This window comes from Aeromonas sp. QDB11 (assembly GCF_027705265.1).
Lineage (GTDB): Bacteria > Pseudomonadota > Gammaproteobacteria > Enterobacterales > Aeromonadaceae > Aeromonas > Aeromonas allosaccharophila.
In genome coordinates this window covers 1-15574 of record NZ_JAPDBM010000028.1, presented here as the reverse complement: position 1 = coordinate 15574, position 15574 = coordinate 1, and the positions used below count along the sequence as shown (strand labels likewise).

The 15574-nt window shown below is 56.9% G+C and carries 13 protein-coding genes; 6 read left to right on the top strand and 7 right to left on the bottom strand.

The window, feature by feature from the left end; genetic code table 11:
• Window positions 1-6 precede the first annotated feature (6 nt).
• From OKC40_RS11250 to OKC40_RS11230, 5 genes are all read left to right on the top strand, one after another.
• A complete protein-coding gene (locus OKC40_RS11250; protein WP_182937527.1) occupies window positions 7-606 on the top strand; it encodes a sigma-70 family RNA polymerase sigma factor in 600 nt (199 codons plus the stop codon).
• Window positions 599-1378, top strand: coding sequence for a DUF3379 domain-containing protein (locus OKC40_RS11245; protein ID WP_182937529.1), 780 nt, complete (start codon window positions 599-601; stop codon window positions 1376-1378). Before OKC40_RS11250 ends, OKC40_RS11245 begins: the two co-directional genes overlap by 8 nt.
• Before the next feature lie 396 nt (window positions 1379-1774).
• A complete protein-coding gene (locus tag OKC40_RS11240) occupies window positions 1775-3067 on the top strand; it encodes an outer membrane protein transport protein (protein WP_075113546.1) in 1293 nt (430 codons plus the stop codon).
• A gap of 252 nt (window positions 3068-3319) precedes the next feature.
• Window positions 3320-4588, top strand: a complete 1269-nt coding sequence (locus tag OKC40_RS11235) for an OmpP1/FadL family transporter (protein WP_182934132.1) — start codon at window positions 3320-3322, stop codon at window positions 4586-4588.
• Between the two features lie 116 nt (window positions 4589-4704).
• Entirely contained in the window at window positions 4705-5928 is a 1224-nt protein-coding gene (locus tag OKC40_RS11230; protein WP_042060457.1) for an EAL and HDOD domain-containing protein, read from the top strand.
• Here OKC40_RS11230 and OKC40_RS11225 read toward each other — a convergent pair.
• Window positions 5925-7100 (bottom strand): thiolase family protein, encoded by a 1176-nt coding sequence (locus tag OKC40_RS11225; protein ID WP_182937531.1) that lies wholly within the window; start codon window positions 7098-7100, stop codon window positions 5925-5927. The two genes, OKC40_RS11230 and OKC40_RS11225, sit on opposite strands and share 4 nt — an antisense overlap.
• Before the next feature lie 122 nt (window positions 7101-7222).
• On the opposite strand from OKC40_RS11225, the gene OKC40_RS11220 reads away from it, so the two are divergent.
• A complete protein-coding gene (locus OKC40_RS11220; protein WP_005360322.1) occupies window positions 7223-7615 on the top strand; it encodes a MerR family transcriptional regulator in 393 nt (130 codons plus the stop codon).
• A 98-nt stretch (window positions 7616-7713) separates the two neighbouring features.
• Here the strand turns inward: OKC40_RS11220 and rplY are convergent, their stop codons facing one another.
• The 6 genes from rplY to OKC40_RS11190 form a co-directional block, all read right to left on the bottom strand.
• Window positions 7714-8001, bottom strand: coding sequence for a 50S ribosomal protein L25 (rplY, locus tag OKC40_RS11215; RefSeq protein ID WP_033136429.1), 288 nt, complete (start codon window positions 7999-8001; stop codon window positions 7714-7716).
• 116 nt (window positions 8002-8117) lie between these two features.
• Window positions 8118-8993 (bottom strand): hypothetical protein, encoded by an 876-nt coding sequence (locus OKC40_RS11210; RefSeq protein ID WP_270795261.1) that lies wholly within the window; start codon window positions 8991-8993, stop codon window positions 8118-8120.
• A 96-nt stretch (window positions 8994-9089) separates the two neighbouring features.
• On the bottom strand, window positions 9090-13004 hold the full coding sequence (hrpA, locus tag OKC40_RS11205; protein ID WP_270795260.1) for an ATP-dependent RNA helicase HrpA: 3915 nt from the start codon (window positions 13002-13004) through the stop codon (window positions 9090-9092).
• Between the two features lie 240 nt (window positions 13005-13244).
• Window positions 13245-13667, bottom strand: a complete 423-nt coding sequence (locus OKC40_RS11200; protein WP_042060467.1) for a CBS domain-containing protein — start codon at window positions 13665-13667, stop codon at window positions 13245-13247.
• 114 nt (window positions 13668-13781) lie between these two features.
• Window positions 13782-15059, bottom strand: a complete 1278-nt coding sequence (locus OKC40_RS11195) for an HD domain-containing phosphohydrolase (RefSeq protein WP_270693437.1) — start codon at window positions 15057-15059, stop codon at window positions 13782-13784.
• 302 nt (window positions 15060-15361) lie between these two features.
• Window positions 15362-15574: hypothetical protein (locus OKC40_RS11190; RefSeq protein WP_270795259.1), on the bottom strand; the 213-nt coding region annotated here is incomplete at its 5' end.

Below are 15574 nucleotides of genomic sequence, written 5' to 3'. Positions count from 1 at the left end.
TGCCCTATGGCACTGCTGTTTTTTAGAAAAAAACGTGCTCGGCAGCATATTGGTGGAAATGATCCGGCCACTTCGCCGGTCTCTGATCCCATGGCTGACAAACAAACCAAATTTGAAGCACTGGTTCATGCACTGCACGGCGATCTCTACCGCTATGCCTATTGGCTGGCCCGGGATCCCAACATGGCGGAAGATCTGGTGCAAGAGACCTTCCTGCGTGCCTGGAAGGCGATCGATACCCTGCAAGATGACAAGGCGGCCAAGGGGTGGCTGATCACCATCCTCAGACGGGAGAACGCCCGCCGCTTCGAACGCAAACAGCTGGAGCTGGTGGATCTCGACGATCACCCTCAGCCCCAGCACGACACGCTGCACAACGAACAGCAGATGGAGCACGAGTGGTTGCACCGTCACATCGCCCGTCTGCCCGAGGAGTATCAGGAGCCACTGCTGCTGCAAGTCGTGGGAGGATTCAGTGGTGAAGAGATCGCCGAGATGCTCGGCCTCAACAAGAACACCGTCATGACCCGACTGTTTCGCGCCCGCAACCAGATCAAGGAGGCGATGGAGCAGAAGAACCAAGCAAGAGGACACGGACATGGATGAACTCGAATTTCGCCGCAACGCCATGATCCAGCCCAACGATCAACAGCCGGACTTTCTCAAAGCCGCTGAAGTCAGCCAGGCCAATCGGAACTACCTCGACGAGATGAAGCAGTTCGACAGAAGCCTCAAGCGCGCCATGCAGGTAGAGGTCCCCGCCGGACTGGCCGAGCGGATCCTGCTCAGGCAAGCCATGCTGCAAGACAGTGACACGCAAGATGATATGCCGCCATCCCGACCCCTTGGTACAGTGCCAGTCAAGATCCGGACATCGACATCCTGGCGCCAGATCGCCCTGGCCGCATCGGTCGCCTTCCTGCTGGGGATGAGCACCCGCTGGATTTCGCTGCCAGAGACGACGCCCACGGCCCTCTCCCTCGCACAAGTGGCCATGGCCCACGTCTATGGCGAAGCGCCCTTTATCCAGGGTATCGACGAACGGGTCAATTTGCAGAGCATCAATGCCAAGCTGGAGATGTACGGAGTAACCCTGAAGGAGATGGATGGACTGAAGGTGACCTATGTCAATCACTGCTCGTTTTATCAGGGGCCAGCTTTGCATATGGTGATCAGGGGAGAGATGGGGCCAGTCACCCTCTTTATCGTGCCCAAACATGTCCCGCTAACCCTGCAACAGGCCAACTTTGAAGATGGCACCCTCAAAGGGGAGATAGTCCGGCTAAAAGGGGCCAATATGGTGCTGATTGGCGAGATGAAAGAGCCACTTGCACCCGTTGCCAGCGCACTACAGTCACAGCTGCAGTGGGCCATTTAACAAAGCCTGATCAGACCTGAATGACAGGCAGCCGTCACGAGCGGCTGCCTGTTTCCCACCGTTTCCCCCGCGTTGTCGCTCATTTGCCTCAAAATATCGAAAAATCGAAAAATCGGCAAAATTATTTTTGTGACCTGGATCGGCAATCCAGGTCAATAATCCGCCGTTACCCTATGAAACTGATGAATTAAACAGCAAGTTAAAACAAATGATTAACACATCGATCACTTTTATGTATTCTGCTGTCACTGGTCTGATTTCTTACCTCCTACCAGATCCATAGAATCACGCCAGAATTGATTGGGAAGAAGCTGAAATAAAAACGGATTTTGTCGGGGTTTGCATTGAACGTGCAGCCAATATCGGCAAAAAAATCTGCCTACAAGAGAGAACACCATGACGACAACTATTTTCAAGAAGAGCCTGATTGCCGCCACCATCGCGCTGGCCACCGGTCAAGTCCATGCCGCGGCATTCCAGTTGAACGAGCACTCGGCCTCCGGTCTGGGTCGCGCCTATGCCGGTGAAGCGGCTATCGCCGACAACGCCTCCGTACTGGCCCGTAACCCTGCAGCCATGACCACCTTCGACAAGATGGCGGTCTCTGTCTCCGGCACCTACATCAAACCGGATGTGGATGTTGAGGGCAAAATAGGTGGGGTTCTCCCAGCCAGTGAAAGTGGTATTGCGCCTGCCGCTTTCGTCCCCGCCTCTTATTTTATTCAGCCGCTGAATGACCAATGGGCTTGGGGTATCGGCCTATTTTCAAATTACGGCCTGTCTACCGAATATTCTGAGGCATTCAATGCGGGTTCAGCGGCAGGCAATACAGAGCTGGTCACCTTCAATATCAACCCTAATATTGCCTATCGTATCAACGAACAATTCAGCATTGGTGCAGGTATTAACGCTGTTTACGGTGCTGCGGAGCTCAACCGTTTTGCCGGTTTTAATCTAAGCGGGCTCCCGAAAGATACAAATGTCGCACATCTCAAAGGTGACACATGGGGCTTCGGGTGGAACGTTGGAACTCTCTATGAAGTCAACGAAAACCACCGTTTTGCTCTGACTTATCGCTCACAAGTGGATATGAGCTTTGATGGTGATTTTCAGGGCTCGACTGCCGGCGTAGCAGGTCTCCAGAATGGCAAGCCTGTATTTAAAACCGTAGATGGTAACCTGAAGCTGGATTTGCCAGCTCAGGCAGAATTTGCGGGTTATCACCGTCTTAATCCGCAATTTGCAGTTCATTACTCCGTCAACTGGACAGACTGGAGTGCGTTTGAAGAACTGAAAGCAACCAGCAGTGGCTGTAAAGATGGCGCAATTGTTGGCCAATGCTTGCAAAAACCCGAGAATTTTAAAGATTCCCTCCGTTATTCCATCGGTGGTACCTGGTATATCAATCCGGCCTGGGAAGCTCGTCTGGGCTTTGCCTATGACAATAGCCCGATCGAAGCCGAATACCGTAGCCTGAGTATCCCCGACTCAGACCGTATCTGGTATAGCGCAGGTGCCACCTACCACATCAACACCGATATGAGCGTTGACTTTGGTATGGCATATCTGGACGGCAAAGAAGTTGACGTCAACGAAGGTCTGCCAAAACATGACAGCACTACTCGCTGGCAGGGTACTTCCCACGGCAACGCCTTCCTGGCCTCTGCTCAGTTCAACATGAAGTTCTGATTATTGATAAAATGGAAAGAGCGCCATCAGGCGCTCTTTTTTTGTCCATAAAATCCATTTCAGCGCACAGATGTAGCACACACGTGTTTATTTTTCTTTTTTAATCAAACTATTAGAGTGCTTCTCCCCAGCATTAAATCTTGTTTTGTCCTGAGACCCACCATGTCCGTTGCCTTGCTGGTCATACCATATAAAATCCTGCCTCCATTCATATGACCTATTTAACCTTCGGGTAACAGCAAGGATTTTGTCATGCATCCCATCATCAAACCGTCCGCCATCGCCCTGCTGGTGATCGCGGGTCAGACCCATGCCGCCGGGTTCCAGCTGGCTGAACAGTCCGCTACAGGCCTGGGACGCGCCTTTGCCGGTGAGGCCGCCATCGCGGATAACGCCAGCGTGCTCTCCCGCAATGCGGCTGCCATGACCCGCTTCAATCAGATGGCGCTCTCTGGCGGCGCCATCTATGTCAGTCCTGATGTCAATATTGAAGGCAACACCCGCTTGCCGACCAAACCCGGCATCGTCACTTCCGATGCCAGTGCACACGATATTGCAGCCGCGGCCTGGGTTCCTAACGCCTATCTCATCATTCCACTCAACGAACAGTGGCGCCTCGGCTTCTCGGCAACCTCTTACTACGGTCTTGGCGTCAAGATGCCGGATAACTACAGCGCCGGACACTTTGGCAATGTCTCCGATATCAAGACCATGGATCTGGGTACCTCACTCGCCTATCGGATCAATGAGATGTGGTCAATCGGTGCCGGGATCTCCGCTATTCAGGGCGAAGGCGAGGTCGGCGGCACCTTCCCCTCTCGCAACCTGATCGCAAAACATCTGCAAGGGGATGGCTGGGCATGGGGCTGGAATGTCGGCACCTTGCTGGAACTGTCGGAGCAAACCCGGCTCGGCCTCTCCTATCGTCACGATGTCAATTTGACGCTCTCGGGTGACGCTATTGTGGGCCGATCCAATGCAGACGGCTCCGTTACCGAGCTCAGAGATACCGGCAGTCTGGATCTGCCACTACCCGCGACGGCAGAATTGGCAGCATTCCATCAACTGACTGACAAACTGGCTCTCCACGGCAGCCTGAACTGGACCAACTGGAGCAAATTCGTTCAGCTGGAAGCTGATCTCAACAATTTGCAGAGCATGCACATCAAGGATGAGCACTGGGAAGATAGCTGGCGCTATGCCGTCGGTATGACCTATCAGGTCACTCCCCAGTGGCAACTGCGCTCCGGAGTGGCCTATGACGCCAGCCCGGTGCCCGCCGATCGTCGAACCATCTCCATCCCGGATGCCGATCGACTCTGGTACAGCCTGGGGATGGGGTATCAGTTCACGCCCAACCTGACCGTGGATCTGGGGCTGACCCTGATCGATGGCAAAAAGGTGGATGTCACCGAAAAAATGGAGCTGCAACCGGGCAATCCGCTGACGACCTCCACCTTCCAGGGCACTTCCGAAGGGGATGCCTGGCTGGCTGGTGCACAATTGAGCTATTTCTTCTAACTTCCAGCCCTGCAGAAAAACGCTATGCCAATTATTGCCTTACTCAATAAGGTGAATACTGGCATAGTGTTCTGCAACACCATAAAATCAACCCAGTACCCATACTGGAGCAAGGCATGTATTCCTACGTAGCAAGACAGCCGATCCTCGACAGAGACCTCAATACCCATGCCTATGAGCTGCTCTTTCGCGATAGTCTGAATAATGTCTTCCCGAGTATCTCATCCCAGCAGGCGACATCACGCCTGGTGGTCGAACAGTTCCTGCAACAGAATATCGATCAGCTGTTGGGGGGCCGCCCCTGCTTTATCAATTTTCCCCACTCACTGCTGCTGGAGGGATTGGCAGAGTGCCTGCCGCCCGAAAAAGTGGTGATTGAGATTCTGGAAGATTCCCCACCGGATGATGCCCTGCTGGAAAAAGTGAAACAGCTGCACACGCTGGGTTATCAGCTGGCGCTCGATGACTTCACCATGTCACCGGATTGGGAACGATTCCTCCCCTTTATCCACATCATCAAGTTTGATCTGCGCGCCACCTCCCTGCTGCAGATCAAGGTGTTTATCCAGCGGCATCAGACGCTGGGGCTTACCTATCTGGCGGAAAAAGTGGAGGACAAGGCAGAGTTCGAGCGGGTCAAACAGCTGGGGATCCAGCTGTTCCAGGGCTTTTTCTTCAGTCGCCCCGAGATGGTCAAGCAAGCGACCATGGAGCCGGCGCAGGTCGTGGTGATGCAACTGCTCAATGTGGTCAACGAGACAGAGCCTGATATCAACAAGATTGAGCAGCTACTCGGTCAGGATATCTCCCTCTCCCTCAAGCTGCTGCGTTACGTCAACCACCTCAAAGGCCATACCAATCCCATCTCGTCATTTCGTCAGGCAGCCATTTATCTGGGCAACACCCAGCTAAAGCGTTTTGTCTCGCTGGTGGCGGCAACCAGTGCAGGCAAGGGCAAGAGCGCCGAGCTCTACCAGATGTCAATGATCCGCGCCCGATTCTGTGAGCTGCTGGCCCATGCTCACGCCCCGACCCAACAGGCACAACAGGCCTTTATCACCGGTCTCTTCTCCCTGCTAGATGTGCTGATGGAACAACCGATGGATAAGCTGCTGGGCACTATCCCCCTTATTGAAGATATTCGGCTGGCGCTGCTGGAACGCAAAGGCAATCTCGGTTTCTACCTCGCGTTTTGTGAAGATTACGAAAATGCCAACTGGTCAAGAGTCACGGCCAGAACCGCAAAGTTAGGGCTCAACGAGGATAAGGTGAGTCACCTCTATCTGGCCGCCACCACCTGGGTCAACGAACAGCTGCTGGCGATGGAAGCCACCGACTAATTCGTCGCGTCATTCACCTCGACCGCGATGGCGGTCGCCTCCCCACCTCCGATACAGAGCGCAGCCACTCCCCGCCGCAAACCCCGTTGCCGCAGCGCGGCGATCAGCGTCACCAGAATGCGCGCGCCACTCGCCCCCAGCGGGTGACCGAGCGCACAGGCCCCCCCATGCACATTGACCTTGTGATGAGGGATGCCGATCCCGCTCATGGCGAGCATGGTGACCATGGCAAAGGCCTCGTTGATCTCGAACAGATCCACCTCCTCCACCGACCATGCCAGACGCGCCAGCAGCCGTGAAATGGCGCCAATGGGCGCGGAGGTAAATTCGGCGGGCAATGCCGCGTGGCTCTGATAACCGACTATCCGTGCCAGCACAGGTACCTGCCAGGCTTGCGCCGTGGCGCCATCCATCAATATCAGCGCCGCCGCACCGTCCGAGATGGAGCTCGAATTGGCCGCCGTAATGGTGCCCTCCTTGCCAAATGCAGGCTTAAGGGTCGGGATCTTCTCCGGTCTGCCCTTGCCCGGTTGTTCGTCCTCGGCCAGCAACAAGCGATCACCGCGATAGATACTTGCCAGCTCGGATGCAAACGCGCCTGCTTGCTGTGCATCGCGGGCACGCTGCAACGACGCAAGGGCAAACTCATCCATGGCAGTGCGGGTCAAACCGGCCTGATCGGCGCTGCGCTGGGCATGTATCCCCATCAGCTGGCCATCATAGGCATCTTGCAAACCATCGAGGAAGAGGTGATCCAGCACCTTTTGATGCCCCATCCGAAAGCCGCTGCGGGCATTATCCAGCAGATAGGGGGCACGACTCATGCTTTCCATCCCCCCCGCCACCACCACCCTGTTATCCCCCAGACGAATGGTATCCGCCGCCAGCATCACCGCCTTCATGCCGGAGCCACACACCTTGTTGATCGTGGTAGCGGGCACACTATCAGGCAGCCCCGCTTTCAACAGCGCCTGCCTAGCTGGCGCTTGCCCCACACCCGCCGCCAGCACATTGCCCATAAACACTTCATCGACCTGCTCCGGACGCAGCCCGCTTTGCAGCAGTGCAGCCTCGATGGCGCAGGCACCCAACTCAGGCGCCGTTACCTCAGCCAATGCCCCCTGAAATGCCCCCATCGGCGTCCGTTTTGCCGCCACAATTGCAATATCCATTTGCCAACCTCTGTTTGTTACATGGCCATAACATAGGGGTTCTGACGCGATGGAACAAGAGTTGCAGTGCAGTTTACGTTTAGGTAAGGTGCAGACAGGATTTAGTTCGCCAAGAAGTCTGTATGAACAACAAGGATGAAGGACGGCGCTTCAGCATCAGTGAGCTGGCCCGGGAATTTGATATTACAACGCGCAGTATCCGTTTCTACGAGGATCAGGGGTTGCTCAATCCCGCCAGAGAGGGACAGACCCGCATTTACAGCAAGCAGGATCGGGTTCGCCTCAAGCTCACCCTGCGCGGCAAGCGGCTCGGGTTCAGCCTTGCCGAGATCCGCGAGCTGTTCGATCTCTATGATGCCGACAAGAGCAGCCGCACCCAGCTGCAGACCATGCTGGGACTGGTCGAGGAGAAACGGGAAACACTGCAACAGCAGATGGAAGATATCAGGATGGTACTGCTGGAGCTGGATGCCGCCGAGCAGCGCTGCCAACAGGCGCTGAGTCAGCTGGGATAACCGGATTGCTGTCACTGATCAGGTAGCCCTCTCACCAGATGCCAGATAGCAAAAAGCCACTCCTGAGAGTGGCTTTTCTTCAACCTGACGGTTCGCTATTAAACGCGAACGAAGTCCAGGTGGATCAGCTTGTAACGTACCGGGTGACGCTGGATAGCTTTCACTTTTACGTTAACTTCTTCACCGTTGATAACCAGAGTCAGTACAGACTCATAGAATTCCGGCTTCTCTTGAGCCAGAACCATTTTCTTGTGGTCAACAGTGATGGACAGGGCTTCTTTGCCTGCACCGTAAACGATGGCAGGAACTTGGTCAGCTTGACGCAGGCGGCGGCTCGCACCTTTCCCCAGGTCAGAACGGACTTCAGCTTGGAATACGAAAGACATAGTGTGTATCTCTTTTGGATGAATTTATGGTGCTAACTGCGACCGGTCAGCACCTCGCAAAACGAGCGCGAATACTACCACGGGCCAAATTCGGATACAAGGTACCGACTCTGCATTTAGCGCCCCTGCTCCAGTCGGGCAAATTGCTGCTGACGCTGGGCCGGGCTCAGGGCATCAAACTGCGCCAGGGTCTCGGCGCGCGGGCAGTAAAGACCCTCCCCCGTTCTGACCCGAATGCTCTTGCCAAGCCGCGGTTGATTCTCCGCCACCAGCGCCAGCAAATAACTGTAAGTATCGACCCCCTGGGTACTGGAGAGCTGATTGGCAATGCGCCACAAGGTCTCCCCTGCCGCGACCTGATGACACACGGTTTGTGGGCCGCCGGCTGCCGGATCCGAGAGGGTGAGCATGGCGTCACTGCCTGCGGATAAGCTGGCCGTGCTGCTGGCGAGCGCCATTCCCCCCCCAATCAACGCATCTGCGCCAGTCATCCCCGCGGTGCGAAATGTCACGCCTAGCTGAGCCAGCAGAGGTTCGCTCTCGTCGGTGTCGGTGGGAATATCGACACCACCGAACGCGTCTTGGGGAGTACGGAACTCGGCAATAAAAGGCGCGATGGATTGCGCGCTATAACCAGGGAAACCACTCCCCTGCTGCACGATTGCACCAGCCGCAGCCTGGCCCGGGGCTACCCCGTAAGCCATCTCGTCGATGCGCCGCAGCCTTGCCAGATAAGTTTTGGAGAGCTGCGCCTCCCCCTCGAACAGATCGAAAGGAGGCACCAGCCGGGCGGGAAAGAGGATCTGCCAGCGACCATGCTTCTGCTTCTGGGCCAGCGGCGGGAACTGATTGCCACGCCAGGCCACAAACATCGCAGGCGGGGTACGCGCCAGCGGGTAATATTCCGGGTTCAACTGCACCCAGGTTTGTTCCGCGATGGGTTGGTAACCGCTGATCACCACCTGCGCCACACTCAACCAGATCCCCAGCATCCTTGCCTCCCTGACTTGCGGTTTGAAGGGAGCCAACTGACTGGCAACCCCTTCTCATCACGCGCTATCGTGCTGTTAAAACAGTTAGATAGCAGCTTAGCACTGAGCGATGGCGTTAAGCACCCGTTTATCGGAGACCGGATACGGAGTCCCCAGATTCTGGGCAAAGAACGACACCCGCAGCTCCTCAATCATCCAGCGGATGTTGGCTACTTCGGCCGGGATCAGCTGGGATTTGGGGATTTTGGCGAGCAGCGCCTTGTACTCTGACTCCACACTCTGCACCTTGAGCATGTAGACCCGATCCCGGTTGGGATCGATGGCCAGCTTCTCCAGACGCCGCTCGATGGCACGCAGGTAGCGCAGCAAGTCAGGCAGCCGCTGCCAACCGGTCTCGGTGACGAAGCCCTTGTGGATCAAATTGCTCAGCTGCAGCTGGATATCCGACATGGCAAAGGCGGTGTCGAGCTGCATCTTGCCCTTGAGCCGCTTCTTGATTTCATGGGAGAGGGTCAGTATGGCTTCCACTTGCTTGGCCACCTCCACCACCGCATCGTTGAGCTCGGCGCGGACATACTCCTTGAGCGCCTCGAAACCGGCTTCGTCCCAAGCCAGCCCGCCATGCTGCTCAATGAGCTTGTCACAACCACAGGCGATGCAGTCGTCAATCAACTCCGCCACCTTGCCAAACGGGTTGAAATAGAGCCCCAGCTTGGCCTTGTTGGGCAGCTTCTCCTGCAGATACTTGATGGGCGACGGCACGTTGAGCAGCACCAGTCGGCGCTGGCCGGCCCACATCAGCTGTTGCTGAGCCACCGGGCTCTCTACCAACTGGATGGAGACCGAATCTTTCTCATCCACCAGCGCCGGATAGGCTTTCACTTCAAAACCACCGCGCTTCTGGCTGTACTCTTGAGGCAGCTCGCCAAAGCTCCAGAGGGTGAGGCCGGACTGCTCGATATCGTCGTCCGCCACTTGTGACAGGGTCTCCTGCACCTTGCCACGCAGGGATTCTTTCAGCGCCTCCAGATCTTTGCCTTCCGCCACCTTCTTGTGCTTGTCATCCACCACCCGGAAGGTGAGTTTCAGGTGATCGGGCACCGCAGCCCAGTCCCAGGATTCGCGGGGGACGGTCACGCCGGTCATGCGGCGCAGTTGGCGCTCCATCTCGTCCAACAGCGGCCCCTGTTCCGGGTTGAGGGTGGCGAGCAGCGCGTCGGCGTAGTTCGGCGCCGGCACGAAGTTCTTGCGCATCGGCTTTGGCATCGACTTGATGAGGGCCACCAGCAGCTCATGACGCAGCCCGGGGATCAGCCATTCGAACCCCTTCACCTCCACCTGATTCAAGAGTGGCAGCGGAATATGCAGCGTGACGCCGTCCGCCGCCTCCCCCGGTTCAAACTGGTAGCTCAGCTTGAGCTTGAGTCGCCCCTGCTGCCAGAAGTTGGGGTAGTCGAGTTCGCTGATATGGGCGGCATCCCCCTTCATCAGCATCTCTTTTTCGAAGTTGAGCAGCTCTGGATCCTGCTTTTGCGCCTCTTTCCACCACTTGTCAAAGTGGCGGGCGGAGATCACCTCCTCCGGCAAGCGGGCATCGTAGAAGCGGAAGAGATCCTCGTCATCCACCAGAATGTCGCGACGACGGGATTTGTGCTCCAGCGCTTCCACCTCGGCCAACAGCTTGCGGTTATCGCTAAAGAAACGGTGGCGGGTCTCGAAATCCCCCTCCACCAGCGCGCGGCGAATAAACAGCTCGCGGCATAGCGCCGGATCGAGGCGGCTGAAGTTGATGGTGCGCTCATTGACCAGCGTCAGGCCATAAAGCGTCACCTTCTCCTTGGCCATCACGGCGCCATTTTTCTTCGACCAGTGGGGGTCGCTATGGTGCAGCTTGATGAGATGGCCCGCCAGCGGCTCAACCCACTCGGGTTCAATCCGGGCGTTGATACGGGCGTAGAGGCGCGAGGTCTCCACCAATTCTGCGGCCATCACCCACTTGGGCGGCTTCTTGAACAGACCCGACGCAGGGAACAGGTGGAAGCGGCCGTTGCGGGCGCCAAGGAACTCCGGCTTTTCCAGATCCTTGTTGCCGATGTGGCTCAAGAGGCCGGTCAGCAGCGCGCAATGTACCGTCTTGAAATCCGCCGGTTCATGGTTGGCTTTAAAACCCAGCTCTTTGACCGTCTGGCGCAGCTGGAAATGAATGTCCTGCCATTCGCGCACCCGCAGGTAGGAGAGGAACTCCTTCTGGCACATGCGGCGGAACGGGTTGCTGCCAAGGAGATCCTGCTGCTCTTTCAAGTAGTTCCACAGATTGACGAAGGCGAGGAAGTCGGAATCCTTGTCTTCAAAGCGTCTGTGTTGCTCGTCGGCGGCCTGCTTTTTCTCCATGGGCCGCTCGCGGGGATCCTGGATACTGAGCCCCGCAGTGATCACCATCACCTCGCTCAGGCAGCCGGTTTGCGCCGCCGTGATCACCATCTTGGCAAGCCGTGGATCAAGGGGGATGCGCGAGAGCTGGCGACCGGTTTCGGTCAACTGCAGTTTCGGCTCCTGATCCCGGGTGCCGGGCAGCTCTTTGACCGCCTCCAGCTCTTTCAACAGGGTCAGGCCATCCTTGATATGGCGTGACTCCGGCGGCTCGACGAACGGGAAGGCCTCCATATTGCCAAGGCCAAGCGCCAGCATCTGCAGGATGACCGATGCCAGGTTGGTGCGCAGGATCTCGGGGTCGGTAAAGGCCGGGCGGTTGTTGAAATCCTCCTCGGAGTAGAGGCGGATACAGATACCGTCCGCCACCCGGCCGCAACGCCCTTTACGCTGGTTGGCACTGGCCTGGGAGACCGGCTCGATAGGCAGGCGCTGCACCTTGGTGCGCCAGGAGTAGCGGCTGATACGGGCGGTACCCGGATCGATGACGTAGCGAATGCCCGGTACCGTCAGCGAGGTCTCCGCCACGTTGGTGGCCAGCACGATGCGCCGACCTGCGTGTTGCTGGAACACCTTGTTCTGCTCGGCGTTGGAGAGGCGGGCGTAGAGCGGCAGCACCTCGGTATCGCGCAGGTTGAGCTTGCGCAGGGCATCGGCAGTATCGCGGATCTCCCGCTCGCCATTCATGAAGATGAGGATGTCCCCGAGCCCCTCGCGGGCCAGCTCCTCCACCGCATCGAAGATCCCCTGCAGCTCGTCGCGCTCCTCCAGCGCCTCACTCTTGTCGCCGCTCTTTTTATCAGCAAACAGCGGGCGATAGCGCACCTCTACCGGATAGGTGCGGCCGGAGACCTCGATCACCGGCGCCTTGTTGAAATGACGGGAGAAACGCTGCGGGTCTATGGTAGCCGAGGTGATGATCACCTTGAGATCGGGGCGCCGTGGCAGCAGTTGCTTGAGATAGCCCAGAATGAAGTCGATGTTGAGGCTGCGTTCGTGGGCCTCGTCGATGATAATAGTGTCGTACTGGGTGAGCATCCGGTCATTCTGGATCTCGGCCAGCAGGATACCGTCAGTCATCAGCTTGATGTGGGTCTGCTCGCTCACCTGATCGGTAAAGCGCACCTTGTAACCCACGTAGTGGCCGAGTTCGGACGCCATCTCCTCGGCAATACGGGCCGCCACGGTGCGAGCCGCCAGACGGCGTGGCTGGGTGTGGCCAATAAAGCCCTTCACCCCGCGCCCGAGCGCCAGACAGATCTTGGGGATCTGGGTGGTTTTGCCCGAGCCGGTTTCGCCGGCGATGATCACCACCTGATGCTCACTGATCGCCTTGGTGATCTCCGCCTGCTTCTGACTGACCGGCAGGTTATCCGGATAGGTGACCCTGGGTACACCGGCCAGACGGGCTTGATAGCGCGCTTGCGCGGCATCCAGATCGGCGGCGATGGTCTCCAGCACGGCGGCCTGTTTGCCTTCAGGCAGCTTCTTGACCCCGTGCAGACGGCTGGAGAGGCGGCGGGCGTCGAGATTCATGCAGGCAGAGAGACGGCGGCGCAGCGCCTCGATAGAGAGAGACAAGGTACGAATTCCTTAAATAGGTGCCCAGAGGGGCCATATCGATAAGCTGGGAGCGATCCTAAAGAGCGAGTGGGGACGGTGCAAGCCTTAACGTAGTGCAAGTCATGGGAATGCAGCGTGATTGGCCGATCCTCATACCTGGAAAAACGTTCCTAGTAAGATGGCATAACATGAAAAGTGTGCGGTTTTCCAAATAATCAAGGCAAGCCGCAGCTTGCCTTGGAAGAGAGGGAAAGAGGATCAACCGTGAGTGTTGTGGACAAAACAGGTGGTGAGCTGGGCGTGAATGGCCTGCATCACGTTGTGGCGATTGATGACCCCAAGCAGGCGTCCCTCCTCTACCACCGGATAGATCTTCGGCTTTTGCCCCATCATCATCTCTGCCAGGGTCAAAATGCTGGTATCGGGCCTCACCGTCAGCACCTCTTTGCGCATCACATCCTTGACCTGTGCCACCTGCTCGCAGTGGTAGGCCTCCTTGAGCATCACGGCGATGCAGTCCTGCTCGGAGATCCAGCCGATCAGATGGCCCTTCTCATCCACCACCGGGCCCCCCAGCTGATGGCTGTTCAGAAATTTTTCGACCGCAGATTGCACCATCATGTCGGCTGTGAAGGTGATGGGTCTGCTCTGCATATAATCCTTGGCTTTTAGCGATTCCATATCTGTCCCCTAATGGTCATTCCAGCTCTCTTCTGCATACCGATACGGCATTCTGCACGGCTTGTTCCAAGCATAGCTGGCTCACTGCAAGATGGTTCAGTGACCAAGCCTCCCTCAACATATTGCATGCACCTCCTCGCGAGTCGGGATCGCCGCCATCATCATCTGCGGCAGGTGGTCAGTCAGCACTGCCACCACGGCGGGATCGACCCGTCCCTGATCCGCCAGTTGTTGCAAAAAGGCCAGCGCATCACGAGCTGGCAACCCGCGCCGATAAGGTCGGTCCTGCACCATCGCCTGAAAGATATCGGCCACCCGTAAAATACGCGCCTCCAGCGCCATGGCGGATGCTGGCAGATGGAACGGATAGCCCTCCCCGTCCGGCTCCTCATGGTGATAGGCCGCCCAGCAGGCAATCTCTTCAAATCCCTCGATGTGGCGCAGGATCTGGTAGGTCTCGAAGCTGTGGGCCTTGATGACGGCACGCTCCTCTTTCGTCAGGCTGGCAGGCTTGTCGAGGATCTCGTCCGGGACCCTGAGCTTGCCCAGATCGTGCAATAACCCGGCGATCTCCAGCATGTCGCAGTGGATGGCCCCCACCCCCATCTGTTCCGCCAACGCACGAGACAAGCGACTCACCCCGAGAGAGTGGGTCATGGTAAAGGGGCTCTTGGCATCGACGATGCCGGAGAAGATCCGCGCCAGCGCTTTCAGCTCCCCGTTCGAGGTCAGACAGGGCTCCCGCACCTGCAACATCTCCAGCATGTAGTCATTGATGGATCGAGCCTCCAGCTGCAACCAGAATGCCTCCGAGCAGGATGCCTTGAGAAAGGCCTCCACCAACTCGGGGGCAAAGAACTCGTCACGACAATCCTGCAGCCGTGCGCGGATCTCGTCGGTGTGCATCAACAGCGAGCCGTCCGCGTAATGAGGTGCTGCCAGCGCATCACAGCGATCCACCAGAAAGATCAGGTTGGCCTGACGGGCAACCCTGGAGTCCACATCGGCCATCTCGCGCAACAGGTACCAGTGGGTATGGTGATAACGGATAGGGAGCGCCAGCGGGGCCAGCAAACGGAAATCCTTGAGCAGCTGATACCCCACCTCACAGTGGTGCTGGGAGGACTCCCAATCGAACTCGCTGACCAGATGGTGATGGGTAGTGGTCGAGGAGACACCGATATCATGCAACACCCCGAGCTCGAACAGCAGACAGCGCTCGGCGTCACTCATCCCCAGAAACCGACCGCACTCGGCGGCCATGATCCCGACGCGTTTACCGTGGGCCACATCGCCAATGCCCACCAGATCCAGTGAGGCTGACAGGGCATAAACCACCTGTCTGAGGTCCACTTGCAACGAAAAGGGGGCTGCGCGTTGTACTCTGTCCATGATCCGTATCCCATGGGATGTGATAGTTGAAGGTTGGAGTCGTTTTGCTCCTTACTGTCTATCAATTTAGTCAATGGCACGCGCCTTTGCCTCACCCTTTTCGGCGGATATCAGCCCCAACACTCACAACCTCGCACTCACACTGAAGCGCACGGCTTGCGATAAACCGCATTCTCAATCTGTCCATTCTTTTTCAGTTAAATAATGAACGTGCCATGCAGCCTGTTCGATGGCTAACTGACTCATATTTAAAAACGCGGGCGAGCTTAATAAACCACCACCCCGCTTTGCTTAAGTGTCAGTTAATTTAAATTAAAGTGTCGCTCTGGCAAAAATACCCAATAAACATGGCTGTTTATTTCCCCTGGCTTGAATACCGCTTTATTACCCGAGATGTGAGCCCCGTCACCCCGCCCATCAAGCAGTCCCCTGGTGACGCAGGGTGAGAGCGTGAACATTTTGTTAAATTTCACCCAGTTTTTTGAGACCCGCATTGAGTACCGTTTCCAGATATT